This window comes from Pseudomonas sp. AM4(2022) (assembly GCF_036346515.1).
GTDB classification, from domain to species: Bacteria; Pseudomonadota; Gammaproteobacteria; order Pseudomonadales; family Pseudomonadaceae; genus Aquipseudomonas; species Aquipseudomonas paracarnis.
Map to the genome: position 1 here is coordinate 1 of NZ_JAOTNW010000001.1, position 18,934 is coordinate 18,934.

The 18,934-nt window shown below is 60.3% G+C and carries 19 protein-coding genes; 4 read left to right on the forward strand and 15 right to left on the reverse strand.

Features of this window, described 5'->3' with window-relative positions:
* Positions 1 to 402: 402 nt before the first annotated feature.
* Positions 403 to 1,185 carry a class I SAM-dependent methyltransferase gene (locus ODQ19_RS00005; protein WP_014717213.1) on the reverse strand — a complete coding sequence of 261 codons (783 nt, stop codon included), beginning with the start codon at positions 1,183 to 1,185 and terminating at the stop codon, positions 403 to 405.
* A 96-nt stretch (positions 1,186 to 1,281) separates the two neighbouring features.
* Between ODQ19_RS00005 and ODQ19_RS00010 the strand changes: the two genes are divergently transcribed.
* On the forward strand, positions 1,282 to 1,902 hold the full coding sequence (locus ODQ19_RS00010) for an energy transducer TonB (RefSeq protein ID WP_330209022.1): 621 nt from the start codon (positions 1,282 to 1,284) through the stop codon (positions 1,900 to 1,902).
* A gap of 3 nt (positions 1,903 to 1,905) precedes the next feature.
* Here the strand turns inward: ODQ19_RS00010 and ODQ19_RS00015 are convergent, their stop codons facing one another.
* The 6 genes from ODQ19_RS00015 to ppc all read right to left on the reverse strand — a co-directional run bounded on the left by ODQ19_RS00015 (position 1,906) and on the right by ppc (position 8,288).
* Positions 1,906 to 2,604, reverse strand: coding sequence for an extensin-like domain-containing protein (locus ODQ19_RS00015; RefSeq protein ID WP_116666775.1), 699 nt, complete (start codon positions 2,602 to 2,604; stop codon positions 1,906 to 1,908).
* Positions 2,605 to 2,614: 10 nt separating this feature from the next.
* Positions 2,615 to 3,475 (reverse strand): DUF72 domain-containing protein, encoded by an 861-nt coding sequence (locus tag ODQ19_RS00020; protein WP_330209023.1) that lies wholly within the window; start codon positions 3,473 to 3,475, stop codon positions 2,615 to 2,617.
* The gene (locus ODQ19_RS00025) at positions 3,475 to 3,777 is read right to left on the reverse strand and encodes a hypothetical protein (RefSeq protein WP_116666777.1); all 303 of its coding nucleotides are present in this window, start codon (positions 3,775 to 3,777) and stop codon (positions 3,475 to 3,477) included. The genes ODQ19_RS00020 and ODQ19_RS00025 overlap by 1 nt, the downstream gene beginning before the upstream one ends.
* Positions 3,778 to 3,937: 160 nt before the next feature.
* Entirely contained in the window at positions 3,938 to 4,624 is a 687-nt protein-coding gene (tsaB, locus tag ODQ19_RS00030) for a tRNA (adenosine(37)-N6)-threonylcarbamoyltransferase complex dimerization subunit type 1 TsaB (protein ID WP_330209024.1), read from the reverse strand.
* A gap of 90 nt (positions 4,625 to 4,714) precedes the next feature.
* Positions 4,715 to 5,362, reverse strand: a complete 648-nt coding sequence (adk, locus tag ODQ19_RS00035) for an adenylate kinase (RefSeq protein ID WP_003172225.1) — start codon at positions 5,360 to 5,362, stop codon at positions 4,715 to 4,717.
* 280 nt (positions 5,363 to 5,642) lie between these two features.
* Entirely contained in the window at positions 5,643 to 8,288 is a 2,646-nt protein-coding gene (gene ppc, locus ODQ19_RS00040; protein ID WP_330209025.1) for a phosphoenolpyruvate carboxylase, read from the reverse strand.
* A 197-nt stretch (positions 8,289 to 8,485) separates the two neighbouring features.
* Here ppc and ODQ19_RS00045 point away from each other — a divergent pair, with 197 nt between their 5' ends.
* The 3 genes from ODQ19_RS00045 to ODQ19_RS00055 all read left to right on the forward strand — a co-directional run bounded on the left by ODQ19_RS00045 (position 8,486) and on the right by ODQ19_RS00055 (position 10,381).
* Positions 8,486 to 8,830, forward strand: a complete 345-nt coding sequence (locus ODQ19_RS00045) for a hypothetical protein (RefSeq protein WP_014717206.1) — start codon at positions 8,486 to 8,488, stop codon at positions 8,828 to 8,830.
* 283 nt (positions 8,831 to 9,113) lie between these two features.
* A complete protein-coding gene (locus tag ODQ19_RS00050; protein ID WP_003189094.1) occupies positions 9,114 to 9,539 on the forward strand; it encodes a DUF4398 domain-containing protein in 426 nt (141 codons plus the stop codon).
* Positions 9,540 to 9,595: 56 nt separating this feature from the next.
* Positions 9,596 to 10,381 carry an OmpA family protein gene (locus ODQ19_RS00055; RefSeq protein ID WP_003189093.1) on the forward strand — a complete coding sequence of 262 codons (786 nt, stop codon included), beginning with the start codon at positions 9,596 to 9,598 and terminating at the stop codon, positions 10,379 to 10,381.
* 487 nt (positions 10,382 to 10,868) lie between these two features.
* Here ODQ19_RS00055 and ODQ19_RS00060 read toward each other — a convergent pair whose 3' ends face one another.
* The 8 genes from ODQ19_RS00060 to ODQ19_RS00095 form a co-directional block, all read right to left on the reverse strand.
* Positions 10,869 to 11,285 (reverse strand): hypothetical protein, encoded by a 417-nt coding sequence (locus ODQ19_RS00060; RefSeq protein WP_330209026.1) that lies wholly within the window; start codon positions 11,283 to 11,285, stop codon positions 10,869 to 10,871.
* A gap of 125 nt (positions 11,286 to 11,410) precedes the next feature.
* Positions 11,411 to 11,737 carry a hypothetical protein gene (locus ODQ19_RS00065; RefSeq protein ID WP_330209027.1) on the reverse strand — a complete coding sequence of 109 codons (327 nt, stop codon included), beginning with the start codon at positions 11,735 to 11,737 and terminating at the stop codon, positions 11,411 to 11,413.
* Complete coding sequence (locus tag ODQ19_RS00070) at positions 11,734 to 12,639, reverse strand: alpha/beta hydrolase (protein WP_330209028.1); 906 nt, start codon at positions 12,637 to 12,639, stop codon at positions 11,734 to 11,736. Before ODQ19_RS00070 ends, ODQ19_RS00065 begins: the two co-directional genes overlap by 4 nt.
* 94 nt (positions 12,640 to 12,733) lie before the next feature.
* Positions 12,734 to 14,011, reverse strand: coding sequence for a flavohemoglobin expression-modulating QEGLA motif protein (locus ODQ19_RS00075; RefSeq protein ID WP_014717201.1), 1,278 nt, complete (start codon positions 14,009 to 14,011; stop codon positions 12,734 to 12,736).
* 128 nt (positions 14,012 to 14,139) lie between these two features.
* Positions 14,140 to 14,856 carry a TetR/AcrR family transcriptional regulator gene (locus ODQ19_RS00080; RefSeq protein WP_014717200.1) on the reverse strand — a complete coding sequence of 239 codons (717 nt, stop codon included), beginning with the start codon at positions 14,854 to 14,856 and terminating at the stop codon, positions 14,140 to 14,142.
* A 143-nt stretch (positions 14,857 to 14,999) separates the two neighbouring features.
* Positions 15,000 to 16,502: a lysine--tRNA ligase gene (gene lysS / locus ODQ19_RS00085; protein ID WP_003189082.1), complete on the reverse strand. Its 1,503-nt coding sequence runs from the start codon at positions 16,500 to 16,502 to the stop codon at positions 15,000 to 15,002.
* Positions 16,503 to 16,581: 79 nt separating this feature from the next.
* A protein-coding gene (gene prfB / locus ODQ19_RS00090; RefSeq protein WP_096001736.1) for a peptide chain release factor 2 occupies positions 16,582 to 17,677 on the reverse strand; the annotation gives its coding sequence in 2 pieces (ribosomal slippage) (positions 16,582 to 17,604 and positions 17,606 to 17,677; 1,095 coding nt in all).
* Between the two features lie 236 nt (positions 17,678 to 17,913).
* Positions 17,914 to 18,915, reverse strand: a complete 1,002-nt coding sequence (locus tag ODQ19_RS00095) for a response regulator (protein WP_116666784.1) — start codon at positions 18,913 to 18,915, stop codon at positions 17,914 to 17,916.
* Positions 18,916 to 18,934 lie beyond the last annotated feature (19 nt).

An 18,934-nucleotide genomic window follows, 5' to 3' on the forward strand; every position in this document is an offset into this window, starting at 1 on the left:
CAATGGATATGTACACAATCCAACTGTGTTGACTGCCAAGCCGCCTTCGCGAGCAAGCCCGCTCCCACAGTTGGATTGTGGGGTGTCAGGCAGATAGGCGTCGGCTGTAAGGCCGTCATCGCAGGCAAGCCAGCTCCCACATTTGGAACGTGAGGTGTCAGGCAGATAGGCGTCGGCTGTCAGGCCGCTATCGCAGGCAAGCCAGCTCCCACATTTGGAACGTGGGGTGTCAGGCAGATAGGCGTCGGCTGTCAGGCCGCTATCGCAGGCAAGCCAGCTCCCACATTTGGAACGTGGGGTGTCAGGCCGATAGGCGTCGGCTGTCAGGCCGTCATCGCAGGCAAGCCAGCCCCCACAGTTTGATCTCGCCGCCTCAGCGAGATAAGTGCTGCTGTTTGCAGCTTATGGCTTGAGCGCTTTCTTGGGATAAATGTCATAGCGGCTGGACTTGCCATCCAGCGCATGGCTCGGCTTCGGCCCCTCAATGCAGGGTGCCTTGCGCGGCCGCTTGACCACCACACGATGGCTGGCCAGCGCCAGAGCCGCCGCGAGCAGCGCCGGGGCATCCGGGTCGTCGCCCACTAACGGGCGGAACAGGCGCATTTCCTTCTTCACCAGGGCAGTTTTCTCACGGTGCGGAAACATCGGGTCCAGGTAGATCACCTGAGGCGGCTCACCCTGCCAATTGAGCATCACGTCGATGGAGTTGCCCTTGAGCAGCTTCATGCGCGCCACAATCGGCGCCACGTCAAAATCCTCGGCAGCGCGGGCCAGGCCATCTTCGAGCAAGGCGCCGATCAACGGCTGGCGCTCGATCAGGCTCATCTCACACCCGAGGCTGGCCAGCACGAACGCGTCCTTGCCCAAGCCCGCTGTGGCGTCCAGCACCCGCGGGCGCACGCCCTGGGCGATGCCTACCGCCTTGGCGATCATCTGCCCGCTGCCGCCGCCATACAACCGCCGATGCGCCGCGCCGCCTTCGACAAAGTCGACCCGCACCGGCCCTGGCGCATCAGGCCCAAGCTGTTGCAATTGCAAGCCGTGCTCCCCCACTTGCAGGGAAAAATCCGCATCGGCCACCTGCAGAGGCAACCCCAACAGCGAAGCCCATTGTTCAGCGCGGGCCTGGAAGCTGTCAGCCAAGGCTTGGACCTGGATGCGGCTGGCCGCTGGTTGTTCGTTCATCAATCGGCACGCTCAAAAATATTAAGGATCGGCAAACAACGGCCGATAAAAATCACAGTCAGGTATTTTGCCAGAGCTGAGCGTCGACCGAGAAAAATGTCAGACATTCTCCCCCTTTCCACCGGTGTACTGCCGACCCACAACCATTACGGCCTGCGCAATACCCAAGCGTTGGCCGGGGTGAGTCATGTGTGGCAGGACTTCTTCGCCCGTGCGTTGGCCGAGCAGCTCGGTGAAACGCCGGACGCGCTCGCCGCCAAGGCACCTGCCCCGGCAGATCCGGCGGTTGAACCCCGCGAAGGCGCCGACCTGCTGGCGCAGATCCTCACCCAGCGTGAGTGCGATGTGAAAGACACCGAGATCGTGCCACCTGCGCCGCTGTTCCTGCCAATTGCCGAGTTCGAAACCGAGCTGCTGCCACCGGCCGCGACGCCGTTCCCGGAAGAAGAAGTCATCGCCCAGCAACGCCAACAAGTATTTGAGAGCGAGTGGGTGCGCCCCATTGTGCTGAACGCCGGCCAACCGCTACCCGCGCCGGGCCCGGCGCCACAACCACGCCCGCTGTACCTGCCGATTGCCGAATTCGAGCTGGACCTGCTGCCACCGGCCGCCACGCCGTACCCCGAAGAAGAATTGCTGGCGCAACAAAAGGCCCTGGATTTCGATTACTACTGGGCGCGCCCGCTGGTGACCCACAACCTGCGCCTGGCCGCCTGAACCCTAGCGACACACCCACCAACGCCCCATGTCCAGATGGAAATGGTTGCGATGAGCAGCGTTGTAGTCCGGGCTCAACACCACGTTGAAATCATCACAGGCGCCATCGCGTACCAAGCGCAGGAAACGCGCACTGTCGCCCTGCCCCGGCCAATCCTTGAGCACGCTGATGCTGCGCCCATCCGCCAGGCGAAAACCGGCGATATCCAGGGCATTGGCCGAGGCGTGCTGGCTGAGTCGACCGTCGGCGCGATTGTAGATATTACGGCAGGCAAAACTGCCCAAATGCTCGACCCGACTCACCGCCTGGCCGAACACGGCCTGGGCCGCCGGCTGCAGGCTGTGGCGCTCGAACAACGCGAACGCCACCGCCAGCGGGCAACTGGCGAGAAAGCTGCTGCTCAAGGCCACGTCAGCGCCCTGCACACGCAGGACATTGCGCAAGGGGCACGCCGCATCAGCCGATGTATCGGCCTGGCGGCTCACGCGCAGACCGGAGGTGTTTAATACCTGGTCACACAGCGCTGGATCATCCTGCAAACGACTGAGCTTGTAGCGCGTCAACAGGTTGGGGCTCGCTCGCACATCCAAGGGCGCCCAGGGATTCCATTCAGGCGGCATCGGCACCCAACCCCGCCAGACAGCCAGCGCAAAGGCACCCACCAGCACAAGCAACACACTCAATGTCTTGACCACACCCACGGCTCAACCCTCAAAGTAGCCCGAGCTGCTCCGCCACGGGTTCTCGATGCAAGGCAGGCAGCGGCGGTAGCCCTGGCAGACGCACCATCAGCTTGGCGTGGAAACGTAGCGCCAGCTGTGCCGCGAGACGGTTGTCCGACGTGTGCAGGAACATATAGGGCGTGCGGCCTTCTTCGATCCAACTGGCGATCTTTTCCACCCAGGGAATCAGGAACGGGTCATTGGCCTCAAGGTCCGGATGCCCGATAAAGCGCACCTGGGGAAACTGCGTCAGTGCCGCTGGGCGCGGTGGCACCCGGGGCTTTTTGGACTGGGCATGCAGCACCGCTTCCGATGTGGAAGTACAACTGAACAGGGCACGTGGATCGAGGCAGATGCGCTCGACACCGCGATCGCGCAACAGGCGGTTGAGCCTGCGCTCAGCGTCACCCTTGGCGAAGAACTGTTCATGACGCACCTCCACAGCCAGCGGCCGATCAATGCCATCGAGAAATCCAGCCAGCTCCGCCAGGCGTGGCGGCGTAAAGCCCTTCGAGAGCTGCAGCCACAGCGGTGAAACGCGCTCACCCAAAGGGCTCATCAAGCCGACAAAACTTTCTGCCGCCGGCAACTGTTCACGCAAATCGCCAGCATGGCTGATATCGCCGGGGAATTTGGCGGTGAAGCGAAAATCATCAGGCATGATTTCGGCCCAGCGCTGCACAGTGGCGGCCGAGGGGCGAGCGTAAAAAGTGGTATTGCCCTCAACGGCGTTGAAGACCTGTGAATAGAGCCCGAGGTAGTCGCTGGAACGCGCCTCAACGGGATACAGATACTCGCGCCAGGCGTTTTCACTCCAGGACGGGCAGCCGATGTAATAAGGCAAACGCATCAGATATGGATATCGAGACCCAGCACTTCCATATCCCATTCGACAAAGCCGGCAGTGGTCAGGTAGCTGGCCAAGGCGGTGGCAACGCTTTTGCTCATGGAACGGGGAAAGACCATGTCTTGCTGACGGGCAGGAACGCCGCTGATGCGTGCGCTCGAGGCGCCTTGAGCTTTGGAAGGCGCATCCGTGTGTACTTCGATGAAGTCCGGTGAATCCTCGACGGACTCGTCTACCGTCACGCTCGCCTTGCGCGGCTTACGCTTGAGGGGGTAGGACTGTGAGGAAAAACCGTCTATACGCATACATGCAGACTCGGTATCAATGATGGCAATTTAGCGGCACTTTCCATGGCGCGCAAATGCTCTGGTGATAACTAGAACACATAATTTGTAAAAGGTTTAAAAACCCAGGCAAATTCTGACGATTGGCGAAGTTTGCCGCCGAACGCCCACATTTTTGGCGTCAAATAATCCCGCGTTCGGCCTTGGTCTGCGCGACTTTATCGCGCAGGTACACCGGTGCTGCCTGGTCCGCCGCAATCGCCTCGCCGCGCTCAAATGCGAAACGCGCCAACGCCAGCAGGTCTTCGGCGTGGGGCAACATCGCCGCGTCCTGCTCGGCACAGGTCACCTTGATACGTTCGCCATAACCCCAGCCCGTGCCGGCACCGAACCAATCGCCGTTGGCGTCACCGGGCAACTGCGCCGCTTCGGGGGCCAGCACCGCTTCCGCACCGACCAGGCGCATTTCGCCTGCGGTCTCACGGTAGCAACCCCAGTAAACCTCATCCATGCGCGCATCAATTGCCGCGGCCACTTGCGACGCCCCGTGCTCACGCAACGCGCGCTGGGCCAGTACCGCCAGGTTGGACACCGGCAACACCGGGCGCTCCAGGGCAAAGGCCAGGCCCTGCACTACGCCAATGGCAATGCGCACGCCAGTGAATGCACCGGGCCCACGGCCGAACGCGATGGCATCCACCGACGCCAGGGTGGTGCCGGCGTCCTCAAGCAATTGCTTGATCATCGGCAACAATTTCTGCGCGTGCAGGCGCGGGATCACCTCGTAGTGGCTCGTAACCTTGCCATCGTGCAGCAAGGCAACGGAGCAAGCTTCAGTCGCGGTGTCCAGGGCCAGCAGGGTGCTCATCGGTGTGGGTGTCCAAGTCGGAAAAAAGTGCGCCAGTATAAACAACAACGACCCGCAAGCGGGCCGTTGTCTGTGCCGCCGATCAAAGGATCAGCTCAGTGCTTGCAGCACCTTGGCGGTGATGGCCTCTACCGAGCCCACACCTGGGATGTGGCTGTATTTCGGCTTGCCCTGGGCTGCGGACAACTTCTGGTAGAAGTCCACCAGAGGCTTGGTCTGGGAATGGTAGACCGACAGGCGATGACGCACGGTTTCTTCGGTGTCGTCTTTACGCTGCACCAGGTCTTCGCCGGTGACATCGTCCTTGCCTTCCACTTTCGGCGGATTGTAGACGACGTGGTACACCCGGCCCGAGCCTTCGTGAACACGACGGCCAGCGATACGCTGGACGATCTCTTCGTCTTCAACCGCGATTTCGACCACGGCGTCCAACTCAACGCCCGCCTTCACCAAGGCTTCAGCCTGGGGAATGGTGCGTGGGAAGCCATCGAACAGGAAACCGTTCTTGCAGTCTTCCTGGCTGATGCGTTCCTTGACCAGGTTGATGATCAGGTCATCGGAGACCAGGCCGCCGCTGTCCATCACGCTCTTGGCGATCAGGCCCAGCTCGGTGCCAGCCTTGACGGCCGCACGCAGCATGTCGCCGGTGGAGATTTGTGGAATGCCGAATTTTTCAGTGATGAACTTTGCCTGAGTACCTTTACCGGCCCCGGGAGCTCCCAGCAGAATGACGCGCATCGATGTGCTCCTCAATTTTTTATAGAGATGACGCTCGGATTCGCCGCGTGGGGCCAATCTCGTAAAAATGTGGTTCTAGGCCGATCAAACGGCCAAAGGCTGATCAAGATACACAGCGGGCCCTCACCATACAAGCCGCCAAAAGTAGGAGAAACCCGCGCCGTACATGCGTCAGCGCCAGGGTGAGCCTGAGCGCAACCCGCCTCCTCAAACAACGACTGCCCTTTTCAGGGCGGTCGTCGTGGTTGTTCCGCAAGCCGTTGAGAACACGCAAGAAACCTCAACCGGTGTTGCGCAAACCGGCGGCAATACCGGCCACGGACACCAGCAGCGCCTGTTCCAGAGGGCTGTCTTGCGCCGCCTCTTGTCGACGAGACCGCGCCAGCAACTCGGCCTGCAACAGGTGCAACGGGTCGAGGTAGGTGTTGCGCAGGCGGATGAACTCCAGGGTGTCGGGGCTATGAGCCAGCAGCTGCGACTGGCCGGTCAGGCCAAGCACCACGTCACACGCCTGCGACAATAGGTCGCGTAAGTGCGCACCCAATGCCAGCAGGTCAGGCTGCACCAGGCGCTCATCATAAAGACGGGCGATATCGGCATCGGCCTTGGCCAGGACCATTTCCAGCATGTCGATGCGCGTGCGAAAGAACGGCCACTGCTCGCGCATCTGCCCCAGCAATTGACCTTCACCACGTTCCAGCGCCTTGCTCAGTGCAGCTTCCCAGCCCAGCCAGGCGGGCAGCATCAGGCGCGTCTGGGTCCAGCCAAAGATCCATGGGATGGCGCGCAAGCTCTCAATCCCGCCCGCACGACGCTTGGCCGGGCGACTGCCCAGGGGCAAACGGCCCAGCTCTTGCTCCGGCGTGGACTGGCGGAAGTACTCGACGAACTGCGGATTTTCCCGCACCACGGCACGGTAAGCGCTGACACCATCTGCCGCCAATTCGTCCATTAGATGACGCCAGGCAGGCTCGGGAGGCGGCGGCGGTAACAGGGTCGCTTCCAGTACAGCGGCCAGGTAGAGATTGAGGTTCTGCTCAGCGATATCCGGCAGACCGAACTTGAAGCGAATCATCTCGCCCTGCTCAGTGGTGCGGAAACGCCCCGCCACCGAGCCCGGCGGCTGCGACAGGATGGCCGCGTGTGCCGGACCACCGCCACGGCCAACGGTGCCGCCGCGACCGTGGAACAACAACAGCTCCACCTGTTGCTCGCGGCAGATATCCACCAGGCGTTCCTGGGCGCGGTACTGTGCCCAGGCGGCGGCCGTGGTGCCCGCGTCCTTGGCCGAGTCCGAGTAGCCAATCATCACTTCCTGCGGGCCCTGCAAGCGCGCGCGGTAACCCGGCAGTTGCAGCAGGCGCTCCATCACCGGCCCGGCGTTGTCCAGGTCGGCCAGGGTCTCGAACAACGGCACTACGCGCATCGGCCGTTGTACGCCCGACTCTTTGAGCAGCAGTTGCACCGCCAGCACATCCGACGCGGCGCCCGCCATGGAGATGACATACGACCCTAATGACGCCGCCGGTGCGGCGGCGATTTCCTTGCAGGTATTCAATACCTCGGCAGTGTCCGCCGAGGGTCTGAAGTAACCCGGCAGCAATGGCCGCCTATTGGTCAGTTCCTGGGTCAGGAAGCTGATACGCGCATCCTCATCCCAGTCCTCATAACGCCCCAGGCCCAGGTAATCGGTGATTTCGGTCATGGCCGCCGAGTGACGGCTGGAGTCCTGACGCACATCCAGGCGCACGAGGAACAGGCCGAACGTCACGGCACGGCGCAGGCAGTCGAGCAGCGGGCCATCAGCGATCACGCCCATGCCGCATTCATGCAGCGACTGGTAGCACAGCTGCAGCGGGTCGAGCAGGTCGCGGTTGTCCTGTAACACCTCGGCCGGCGCAGGGGTGGTGCTGGTCAACGAGGTGTGGGCCCACTGGCGCGTGGCGCGCAGGCGTTCACGCAGTTGCTTGAGCAAGGCACGATAAGGTTCGACGCTGTCGCCGACTTTGGCTTGCAACGCCGGGCTGGCCTGTTGCATCGACAGCTCGGAAGCCAGCTGATCAATGTCGCGCAGATACAAATCCGCCGCCATCCAACGCGCCAGCAACAGCACTTCGCGGGTGACCGGCGCGGTGACATTCGGGTTGCCATCACGGTCGCCGCCCATCCACGAAGCAAAGCGAATCGGCGCAGCCTCCAGGGGCAGGTGCAGGCCGGTGGCGGCGTGCAGGGCCTGGTCGGCCTTGCGCAGGTAATTGGGAATGGCGTGCCACAGCGAATGCTCGATCACCGCAAAGCCCCATTTGGCTTCATCCACCGGCGTGGGGCGCACGCGCCGGATTTCTTCGGTGTGCCAGGCTTCGGCGATCAAGCGTTGCAAGCGCTCGCGAATCTGCTCGCGCTCGGCGGTGGTGAGGTCACGGTGATCCTGCAAGGCCAGTTGCGCGGCAATGGCATCGTATTTCTGGATCAGCGTGCGGCGGGCCACTTCGGTGGGGTGGGCGGTGAGCACCAGCTCGATGTCCAGCCGCGCCAACTGCCGGGCCAGGGATTCATTGCTGTGCCCTTCGCTTTGCAGGCGGGCCAGCAATTGCGGCAAGACCCGGGATTCGAACGGCGCAGGTTGCGATTCATCGCGCCGATGAATCAACTGATATTGCTCGGCTATGTTGGCCAGGTTGAGGAACTGGTTGAAGGCCCGCGCCACGGGCAGCAACTCCTCCTCCTGCAACTGATTGAGGCTGGCGCTCAGTTCATCACCAGCGGCATTCTGCGAAATGGCTCCACGGCGGTCGGCCTTGGCGCCTTTGCGGATCTGCTCGATCTTATCGAGGAAAGCCTCGCCGTACTGCTCTCGAATGGTGTTGCCCAACAGCTCACCCAGCAGGTGAACATCCTCACGCAAGCGTGCATCGATATCACTCATCAGCCAATCTCCAGCCAGAAATCCGGGACGCGCAGGTGCTTCAGAGTGCCGTCGACGTCGGTTTCTGACAAGGCCGAACGCAAACGACTTTAAACCTTGGCGCTTACAGCTAGTCTCAACGGGGAGTCGCCGCGTTATTCACGCAGGCGGCTGGTCACTCATCACCGCCTGCCATCGCAGGTTTTATTGAGGTAGCCATGAAAATTCGAGAACTGGCCCAGCATTGGGAAGAAACCGCCAAGGGTCGTTTAACCAAGACTGAATACGCAATCCATCTGGATGTAGAAGCCGCCGCCCGGCTGGCGGCCATTGCCGAGATGTACCCCAAGCGCCATGTCGAAGAATTGCTTGGCGAACTGATCGGTGCCGCCCTGGAAGAGCTGGAAGCCAGCTTTCCCTACATCCAGGGCCAGCAGGTAATCGCCACCGACGAAGAGGGTGACCCGCTGTATGAAGACGTCGGCCCCACGCCACGTTTTCTCACGTTATCCCGTCGCCACTTGCACGATTTGTCGGCCGTCGCTGACGAACAAAAGCACTGACAAACATTTATTGACGTCAATTAAACCCCCGTATTCCGGGCCTTTTACAGGCCCGGAGGTACCGCCGCATGCCGCGAAAGTTCCATTTTTCAAACACTGACCAGTCAGTCAGATATTTTTTTAGGCAAATCGCCATATCCGCTGAACTTTTGAAAAAAGCCTCCGGTCACAGCCAGTAGCCATCACTTGTGGAACGGTCGTTTGAACGGACGCCATGTGCTTTACCGACGGGCCCGAAATCGATACGCCCCGATGGATTTTGATGTTTTTCAGGAGTTATCCAATGGAGTTGAAGACGATGAACACCAGCACTGCCAAATCCTCGTTTAACCACCTGCGCGGGCTCAAATTGGCCGCGCTGGCAATCGGCACCAGCTTCGTTCTGGCGGGCTGCGCCGGCAACCCTCCAACCGAGCAGTACGCCGTGACCCAATCGGCCGTCAACAGCGCAGTCAGCGCCGGCGGCACTGAGTACGCAGCGGTGGAAATGAAGTCGGCCCAGGACAAGCTCAAAGAAGCTGAGATTGCCATGCACGACAAGAACTACGACAAGGCTCGCCAATTGGCTGAACAAGCCGAGTGGGATGCCCGCGTCGCTGAGCGTAAAGCCCAGGCTGCCAAGGCTCAACAGGCTGTGAAGGATTCCCAGAAGGCTGTTGACGAACTGCGTAAAGAAGGCATGCGCCCAGCTGCAATCATGCAGAAGTAAGCCGCTGCCACTTGACTGCATCGCACCTGATATCGAATTGAAAGGACGACACGACTATGCGTAAACAATTGATGATCCCTGCCCTGCTGGCGATGAGCGTTGCCTTGGCGGCCTGCTCCACCCCGCCGAACGCGAACCTGGAAAATGCGCGGACCAATTTCTCGTCCCTGCAAACCAACCCGCAAGCCACCAAGCTGGCTGCGCTGGAAACCAAAGACGCCAGCGACTGGCTGGACAAGGCTGACAAGGCCTACCGCGACAAGGAAGACGAGAAGAAAGTCGACCAGTTGGCCTACCTGACCAACCAGCGCGTTGAAGTGGCCAAGGACACCATCGTCCTGCGCGAGTCCGAAGCCAAGCTGAAAAACGCCGGTGACGAACGCGCTCGCGCCCTGCTGGACGCGCGTGATGCGCAGATCAAGCAACTGCAAAACAGCTTGAACGCCAAGCAAACCGATCGTGGCACCCTGGTGACTTTCGGTGACGTGCTGTTCGCCACCAACAAGTCCGACCTGAAATCCAGCGGTCTGGTGAACATCACCAAGCTGGCTCAGTTCCTGCGCGATAACCCAGACCGTAAAGTGATCGTCGAAGGCTACACCGACAGCACCGGTTCTGACTCGTACAACCAGAGCCTGTCGGAGCGCCGTGCCGCTTCCGTTCAACGTGCACTGGCTCAACAAGGCGTGGATATCTCGCGCATCGTGACCCAGGGTTATGGCAAGGAATATCCGGTTGCCGATAACGGCAGCGTTTCCGGCCGCGCCATGAACCGCCGCGTTGAAGTGACAATCTCTAACGACAACCAGCCGGTCAAGCCACGGTCTTCCGTCGCTAACTGATCATTGGTCTGGTAAAAAGCCCCGCCTTCAGGCGGGGCTTTTTCGTTGCCGTTCATGAAAGCGTATTCAAGCTTTAGTCATTGAGGTATCCGAAGGTGCTGCGATTGCCACAAAAAAACCACCAGAAACGGTGGTTTTTTTGACTAGGGAAACTTGATCATGCGATCAGTATCTTCATCCGGCGGCGTTATCTTTTTGTTATGACGGGAGGTATCAGATGAGCAACCTGCCAACTGATTACGCGCCTGCTCTTGCGCATCCGCCCGCTCCAACGCCTGATGCGCCCTGGCCATGGCCAGCATATTGCGTATCGCATCAACTCTTATCACTGCCTTCCCGCCCCCACTTCGCGTAATTACATTGCCTTTTGTGGCACCTGACGCAATTGGGTTCCAAATAATTGGGTACAAGATCCCGCGATGATGGCTGTAAGGCCGCTGATATGAAAAACCCGCCGCAAAAAGGCGGGTTCTTCTAGGGTTGCCGATCAGTAGTTGATCGAGCCTTGACTCTCACCGCCGCCCATCTGGATTTGGCCTTGGCCCGATGCGCCACTTTCACCGCCTTGTGCCCCTTGGGCCGCATTTTTTTCTGCCATCAGTTTCTCCAGTTTTTTGAGCAACTCTTCAAGACTCTCATCCCCACCAGCGCCTTGGGAACCCTGAGCGCCTCCAGCCCCTTGAGAGCCACCGGAACCACCGGAACCGGAACCGGAACCGGAATCTTGGGAACCTTCGCCGCGTTTAGCTTGAATTTGCTCCTGGAGCTGCTGAATTTGCTGATCAAGACCTTGCGAAGGTCCCTGGGCGCCTCCCGAATTGCCCGCGCCAACTGAAGGTGCTGCGCCAATACCATCCATAAACTCGTACTCCAGAGTGATAAATAAAGTGGGCTGATCAGCCAAACCAATCAGTCCATCATCTGTGGCACGCGGTTGAAGATGGTTCCAGCCTATAGAGGTTCGGGGTGGCCCTGAGCGACTAACCGGTACACCCAACGGTTCTTTTCATACCACGCAAAGAGCCGGGCTCACTGTTGCAGCTGCGGGGTTTCCTGGCCCATGCAACGTACGGCCTGCTTCTTACTGTTCACCAGCACGCCGCTCAAGCCTTTCTGCTCGGTATCGAACATCACCAGTACGCCGTCGACGCACTGCGCCACTTGCGCAGCCGGGGTCAGGGAGATCTTGTAATCCTCGCCCGGCACTGTCTTGAGCATGGTGAAGTCGCTGAGTAGCAACGCATCTTCGGGCTTGGCGAAGTGCAGGTAGCCGTAGTACCACAGGCAGCCTACGGTGCCGATGATGGTGCCGATGCCGGTGAGGATCAGCGGGATCATGTTGCGTTCTTCGCTCATTGCGGGCTCTCTGATGAATCAACTTTAGGAACAGGGTAATTCGGGATTTCGCCCAGGCGGCGCAACCCGTTGAAGTGCTGCGGGTCGTCCAGGTAACGCAGCATGACGGTTTGCCAGGTTTTGTCGGCAAAGGTCTGCACATGGCCGCCACGGGTCAGTTGCAACACCCTGGGCGGGGGCGCGGCCTGATACAGGCGGATGCCACTGGCCACCGGCACGATAGGGTCATCCAGGCTGTGGAACAGCAGCTTGGGCACGCCGGTCAGCGAAGGCATGACATTGATCGCACTATCGCCGTCAGGCACCAGCCATGACAGCGGCACCTGCAACGGCCAGGTTAACCAGGAAGTGCTCAAGGCGAATTGTCCTACGTCACGATAACTGGCGGGTACGCCGTCCAATACCAGCGCCTTGAGTTGGGATTGACGCTCCGGGTGGGCTGCCAGGTAATGCACCGCCAGTGCACCACCCAGGCTTTGGCCGAGGATAATCAGCGGCTGACCCTGAGTTTCAGGCGCCTTGTCGATCCAGCTGAAAGCGGCGTCGATATCCTGGTAGATCGCCGGCAACGATGGCTTGCCTTCCGACAGGCCATAGCCACGATAGTCCAACAGCAGCACTTGATAGCCCTGTTCCGGCAACCACCAACTGCCCCCCAGGTGCCAGGCGAGGTTACCGCCATTACCGTGCAAATGCAGGACGGTGCCCTTGAGCGGTACACCGGGTTTGGCCGGCAGCCACCAGGCGTGCAGTTTCACACCATCTGCGGTGCTGAGCGTGACGTCGCGGTATTGCAGGTGGGCTTTTTCCGGAGTGAAGGGCAGGCCGGGCTCGGGGTAGAACAGTAAGGAGCTGCAGCCGTTCAATGTGAGTAGCAGGCATAAAATGCCGAGGATTCTCATCCGTTGAAGCCTCGCGAAAGTTCTGAAGACCCGTGCAGATCAAATGTGGGAGCTGGCTTGCCTGCTCCCACATTTTTTGATTCGGTTTCGTCGGTTACAGAATATTGGAATAATCCGCCTCGATCCGGTCCAGGCTTAAGTGGTTGAGGAAGTTGGAGAAGCACATCCAGGCCGCCAGCGCGTTCATGTCGCGAAACTGCTCCGGCAGGTACTTGGGCGGCACCACCAGGCCTTCGTCGACCAATTGGCGCAGGGTGCGCATGTCTTCAAGGGTGGTCTTGCCGCAAAACAGCAGCGGCACCTGTTCCAGCTTGCCTTTGCGTACGGCGAGCTGAATGTAGTTGTAGACCATGATAAAGCCCTTGAGATAGGACAAATCCTTGGTAAATGGCAGGCCGGTCGGTACCGAACCACGGAATACCCGACTGGCATTGCCATAGCTTTCGGCCATTTCAAAGCCTTGCTCGCGGAAGAATTCAAACACCTGCAGGAAGTCGGCGCCCTCTTCCACCATATGGATGGCGCGGGTCCGGTTGGTGAGTTTGCGCAGGCGGCTGGGGTAGGAGGCAAACGTGATGATCTCCATCAGGATCGCCAGGCCTTCCTGGGTAACGGTGGACGACGGCGGGCCCTTGGACAGGAACGTGCAGATCGGCTGGTTCTGGCCGTTGAGGGTGGTGCCCACATGCACCAGGCCCTCATGCACTTCCAAAGCGCGCACGTCGCGGTCGTTGAACATCGCGTCGGCGCGGATCTTGATGTAGTCAGCGCCCGCCGCTGCGTCGGCGACGATGCCATCGGACTCGAACACCCGGATGGTCTCCTCCGCTTCGCCAAACACTTTGTTCAGACGGGTTTGCAGCAGGCTGACCGCATCTTTGGCGGTGAGGGTCTTGGCTTCGTCCTTGAGGTCACCGCGGCCATCAATGTTGTTCAGGTAATCGGAGAGCATCAGACCAAGGTCGGCCAGGGTCGGGTCGCCAGCGTGGAACGCATCGGAGGCGGCGCCGTAAAGCTCTTGGGAAATCAGACCGAAGTCCTCGGTGCCGCGCGCTTCAAGCATGCGCACCACCATGCGGTATTCGCGGCACATACGCCGCATGATCTGCCCCACCGGGCTGAATTGCCCAAGGCGACGGGTGATGTCGCGCTCGATGTTCTGGAATTCCAGCTTCACCGCGCTGGAATCGAACGATAGCGGACGGTTCAGGTAGTAATCACGGTCTACGGCAGGCATCGCCTTGCCCTTGGCCTTGAGAAATCCCTGGCGAATGTTCTCGTCCCATTTCACCGCATCAAGGACGCGGATCGGTGTTTGCGCCAGCACAATGCGATCGGACAAGGTGCGTATCGTCTGCTGGTAATCGTCCACCCGGTGCTTCCTCTTTAAACGTTATTGGCCCACGCGCAGGTAGCGCACGGCTTCACATCTGAGCAGCAGGCCCATCAGTGGTCGGAGCTGGCTTTCCTGCTCCCACCCAAAGCAGATTGCGCACAGGGCTAGACCGAGGCCAATACCAGGTGCATGTAACGCTTGAGGATTTCAAGCATCTCGTCACCGGTCAGAGGCTCTGCACCGCCCAACAGGCCCTGATATTCCATCCGACTGATGATAGCCGTCAACACCTTGGCATCCTGCTGCGGCTCACGGGAGCCCAATACCTGGAAAAACTGCCCGGTGCCCTGTAACAGGATCTGTTGATGGGAGCGTACCAGTTCGGCCAGGCGCGGGTTGAGCAGGGCTTCCTGGCGAAAAGCCTGCTCAGCCATCAGGTATTCGCGGCGGTTGGTCAGTTGGCGCAGCACATAGTCAGCGGTCAGGCGCGCGATATCATCGGCCAGTTGCGAGCGCGACTCCGGGCTGCCATCGCCATAGGCGACCATCTCGCGCAACAGGCCTTCGTTGCGCACCCACAGCTTGCCCATGAAAGCAGCGCTGCGCTCCACGTATTGGGCGAAGGTGTCGGTGAGCAGGTCGTCGATGTCTTTGAAGTAATAGGTGGTGGCCGACAGCGGCACCCCCGCCTCCGCCGCCACTGCCCGGTGACGTACGGCCCGCACGCCATCGCGCACGACGATACGCATGGCCGCATCGAGAATGTCTTGCCGGCGTTGCTCGCTGCCCCGTCGGCTGGCCTTGCGGCCCTGGTACTGAACGCTTTCAGCCACGGCAGCAGCAATGCCGGCGGCACCTTCTTGAGCTATTACGCGGTTCACCACACTTCTTCCTTTAGAGGTGACGCGGAGCGTCACAGGGTGCATTCCCACGCGGAGCGTGGGAACGATCACTGACGAGCACCACTTGAACAGGCCACATAAAAAAGCCGCCTTATAAAAGGCGGCTTCGGATTTCGCTACGGTTACGCTTGCGGCCGCATGTGCGGGAACAGGATCACGTCGCGGATCGACGGCGAGTTGGTCAACAACATCACCAGACGGTCGATGCCGATGCCTTCACCGGCAGTCGGCGGCATGCCGTACTCCAGGGCCCGAACGAAGTCGGCATCGTAGTGCATGGCTTCGTCATCACCGGCGTCCTTGTCGGCCACCTGGGCCATGAAACGCTCGGCCTGGTCTTCCGCGTCGTTAAGCTCCGAATAGGCGTTGGCGATTTCGCGGCCACCGATGAACAGCTCGAAACGGTCGGTGACGTTCGGGTTGTCGTCGTTGCGACGGGCCAGCGGCGACACTTCGAACGGGTACTGAGTAATGAAGTGCGGCTGTTCCAGCTTGTGCTCCACCAGTTCTTCGAAAATCATCACCTGCAGCTTGCCCAGGCCTTCGAAGCCCAGCACCTTGGCGCCGGCTTTCTTGGCGATGGCGCGGGCCTTGTCGATGTCATTCAGGTCGTCAGCGGTCAGCTCGGGGTTGTACTTGAGGATCGAGTCGAACACCGACAGGCGCACGAATGGCTCGCCGAAGTGGAACACCTTGTCGCCGTACGGCACGTCAGTGCTGCCCAGCACCAGCTGTGCCAGCTCGCGGAACAGTTCTTCGGTCAGGTCCATGTTGTCTTCGTAGTCGGCGTAGGCCTGGTAGAACTCCAACATGGTGAATTCAGGGTTGTGACGGGTAGAGACGCCTTCGTTACGGAAGTTGCGGTTGATCTCGAACACCTTTTCAAAGCCGCCCACGACCAAGCGCTTGAGGTACAGCTCCGGCGCGATACGCAGGAACATTTCCATGTCCAGCGCGTTGTGGTGGGTTTCGAACGGTTTGGCTGCGGCACCACCCGGGATGGTCTGCAGCATCGGGGTTTCCACTTCCAGGAAGTCACGCTGCATCAGGAAGCTGCGGATGTGAGCAATGACTTGCGAGCGTACGCGGAAGGTCTGGCGCACGTCTTCGTTGACGATCAGGTCAACGTAGCGCTGGCGATAGCGCTGCTCGGTGTCGGTCAGGCCGTGGTGCTTGTCTGGCAGCGGGCGCAGGGACTTGGTCAGCAGGCGCACATTGGTCATCTCGACGTACAGGTCGCCCTTGCCGGAACGGGCCAGGGTGCCTTCAGCGGCGATGATGTCGCCCATGTCCCAGGTTTTCACCGAGGCCAGGGTTTCTTCGGATAGGGTCTTGCGGTTGACGTAGACCTGAATGCGACCGGTCATGTCCTGGATCACCATGAACGAGCCACGGTTGAGCATGATGCGACCTGCCACCTTGACCGGGATCGCAGCCTCTGCCAGTTCTTCCTTGGTCTTGTCCGCGTATTGCTTCTGCAAGGCATCGCAGTAGTTGTCGCGGCGGAAGTCGTTGGGGAAGGCGTTACCCTTGGCGCGCTCGGCAGCAAGCTTTTCCTTGCGCAGGGCGATCAGGGAGTTTTCTTCCTGTTGCAGGGCTTGCGGGTCGAGTTGTTGGTCGCTCATGTCTTTAAATATTCCATCAGGTTCGTTGCCCCCAGCCTTCGGCGGGGGATCGCGGGCAAGCCCGCTCCCACAGAGGGTGTTAGAGGCCGGATTTCAGGCTGGCTTCCAGGTATTCGTCGATATCGCCGTCGAGTACCTTGTCGCAGTCGCTGCGTTCGATGTTAGTGCGCAGATCCTTGATCCGCGAGGCATCGAGCACGTACGAACGGATCTGGTGGCCCCAGCCGATATCCGACTTGGTGTCTTCCAGCGCCTGGGAAGCGGCGTTGCGCTTCTGCATTTCCTGCTCGTACAACTTGGCCCGCAGCATTTTCATGGCGGTGTCCTTGTTGGCGTGCTGGGAACGTTCGTTCTGGCAGCTGACCACAGTGTTGGTCGGTACGTGGGTAATACGTACGGCCGAGTCGGTGGTGTTTACGTGCTGGCCACCGGCACCGGAGGAACGGTAGGTGTCGATCCGCAGGTCGGCCGGGTTGATCTCGATTTCCACCTTGTCATCAATCTCTGGCGAGACGAACACCGCAGAGAACGACGTGTGGCGACGGTTGCCGGAGTCGAACGGGCTCTTGCGCACCAGGCGGTGCACGCCGATCTCGGTGCGCAGCCAGCCAAAGGCATATTCGCCCTTGATGTGTACGGTCGCGCCCTTGATACCGGCCACTTCACCGGCGGACAGTTCCATGATGGTCGCGTCGAAACCGCGTTTGTCAGCCCAGCGCAGGTACATGCGCAGCAGGATGTTGGCCCAGTCCTGGGCCTCGGTGCCGCCGGAACCGGCCTGGATATCCAGGTAGGCGTTGTTCGGGTCCATTTCATGGCTGAACATGCGGCGGAATTCAAGCTTGGCGAGGTTTTCCTCGAGACGGGCCAGCTCGGCGACGACATCGCCCACTGCGCCTTCGTCGTTTTCTTCGACGGCCATGTCCAGCAGGTCGCGGCAATCACCCAGGCCGGTGTTCAGTTCGTCGAGGGTATCGACGATCTGTGCCAGCGCAGCGCGCTCGCGCCCCAGTTCCTGGGCGTATTCAGGTTTGTTCCAGACACTCGGATCTTCAAGCTCGCGATTGACCTCAGTCAGACGCTCATGCTTTTGATCGTAGTCAAAGATACCCCCGAATAGTTTCGGAGCGCTCGGACAGGTCCTTGATGGTGTTAAGGATCGGGTTGATTTCCATGGCGGGCAGCACTCGTTGGCGAACTTTTGAAAGCCGGCGAGTATAACGGCAAACGGCTGCGAACGGCAGTCCGCTTGGCCGAAAAGGCGGGGGTTTGTACAGGATCCATAGCCAGATAGCGATCAAATGTGGGAGCTGGCTTGCCTGCGATATCAGTGTATCAGTCGGTACTTCTGTGACAGATGCGCCGCTATCGCAGGCAAGCCAGTCCCACATGAGGTGCGCGACGCTTGGGATTACTCGATGCCCACCTGATTACGCCCATTATGCTTGGCCGTGTACAAGCCCTTGTCCGCCGCCATGATCAACTGTCGGCAATCGGTACCCTGGACCGGTGTCAACGTCGACAGCCCAATACTGATGGTCAGGCTGGCACCTTCAGCCGGGGCGATGTGCGGGATTTTCAACGCCGCCACCGCCATGCGCAGTTTTTCTGCCACCAGGCGTGCGCCGCCCGGCGAGGTGTTGGGCAGGACCAGTGCGAACTCTTCGCCACCGTAGCGCGCCGGCAAATCCGAAGGGCGGCTGCTGGCTTCACGGATGGTGTTGGCGACTTTGCGCAGGGCTTCGTCGCCCTCGACGTGGCCGAAGCTGTCGTTGAAGGTCTTGAAGAAGTCCACATCGATCATCAGCAACGACAGTTGGGTCTGGTCGCGCATGGCGCGGCGCCATTCCAACTCCAGGTATTCGTCGAAGTGGCGGCGGTTGGACAGCCCGGTCAGGCCATCGGAGTTCATCAGGCGTTGCAGCACCAGGTTGGTGTCCAGCAACTGTTGCTGGCTGACCCGCAACGCGCGGTAGGCCGCGTCGCGCTGCAACAGGGTCATGTAAGAGCGCGAGTGGTAGCGGATGCGCGCCACCAACTCGATGTTGTCCGGCAGCTTGACCAGGTAATCGTTGGCCCCGGCCGCAAAGGCCGCGCTCTTGATCAGCGGGTCTTCCTTGGTGGACAGCACGATGATCGGGATATTCGCGGTGGCCGGGTGATTGCGGTATTCGCGCACCAGGGTCAGGCCGTCCAGGCCCGGCATCACCAGGTCTTGCAGGATCACCGTGGGCTTGATGCGGATCGCCTGGGCAATTGCCTGGTGCGGGTCGGCGCAAAAGTGGAAGTCGATGTTTTCTTCATGGGCCAGGCCACGCCGCACGGCTTCACCGATCATGGCCTGGTCATCGACCAGCAACACCATGGCGGCGTTTTCGTCGGTCTTGAAGTCGTCGAGCTGTAAATCATTCATGTGCAGTCACCTGAATTAC

What these genes read in the sequence shown, in the direction of transcription:
- ODQ19_RS00005 (WP_014717213.1), bottom strand. Translation starts at nt 1,185, where the DNA reads ATGAACGAACAACCAGCGGCCAGCCGCATCCAGGTCCAAGCCTTGGCT.
- ODQ19_RS00010 (WP_330209022.1), top strand. Translation starts at nt 1,282, where the DNA reads ATGTCAGACATTCTCCCCCTTTCCACCGGTGTACTGCCGACCCACAAC.
- ODQ19_RS00020 (WP_330209023.1), bottom strand. Translation starts at nt 3,475, where the DNA reads ATGCGTTTGCCTTATTACATCGGCTGCCCGTCCTGGAGTGAAAACGCC.
- ODQ19_RS00025 (WP_116666777.1), bottom strand. Translation starts at nt 3,777, where the DNA reads ATGCGTATAGACGGTTTTTCCTCACAGTCCTACCCCCTCAAGCGTAAG.
- tsaB (WP_330209024.1), bottom strand. Translation starts at nt 4,624, where the DNA reads ATGAGCACCCTGCTGGCCCTGGACACCGCGACTGAAGCTTGCTCCGTT.
- adk (WP_003172225.1), bottom strand. Translation starts at nt 5,362, where the DNA reads ATGCGCGTCATTCTGCTGGGAGCTCCCGGGGCCGGTAAAGGTACTCAG.
- ppc (WP_330209025.1), bottom strand. Translation starts at nt 8,288, where the DNA reads ATGAGTGATATCGATGCACGCTTGCGTGAGGATGTTCACCTGCTGGGT.
- ODQ19_RS00045 (WP_014717206.1), top strand. Translation starts at nt 8,486, where the DNA reads ATGAAAATTCGAGAACTGGCCCAGCATTGGGAAGAAACCGCCAAGGGT.
- ODQ19_RS00050 (WP_003189094.1), top strand. Translation starts at nt 9,114, where the DNA reads ATGGAGTTGAAGACGATGAACACCAGCACTGCCAAATCCTCGTTTAAC.
- ODQ19_RS00055 (WP_003189093.1), top strand. Translation starts at nt 9,596, where the DNA reads ATGCGTAAACAATTGATGATCCCTGCCCTGCTGGCGATGAGCGTTGCC.
- ODQ19_RS00065 (WP_330209027.1), bottom strand. Translation starts at nt 11,737, where the DNA reads ATGAGCGAAGAACGCAACATGATCCCGCTGATCCTCACCGGCATCGGC.
- ODQ19_RS00070 (WP_330209028.1), bottom strand. Translation starts at nt 12,639, where the DNA reads ATGAGAATCCTCGGCATTTTATGCCTGCTACTCACATTGAACGGCTGC.
- lysS (WP_003189082.1), bottom strand. Translation starts at nt 16,502, where the DNA reads ATGAGCGACCAACAACTCGACCCGCAAGCCCTGCAACAGGAAGAAAAC.
- ODQ19_RS00095 (WP_116666784.1), bottom strand. Translation starts at nt 18,915, where the DNA reads ATGAATGATTTACAGCTCGACGACTTCAAGACCGACGAAAACGCCGCC.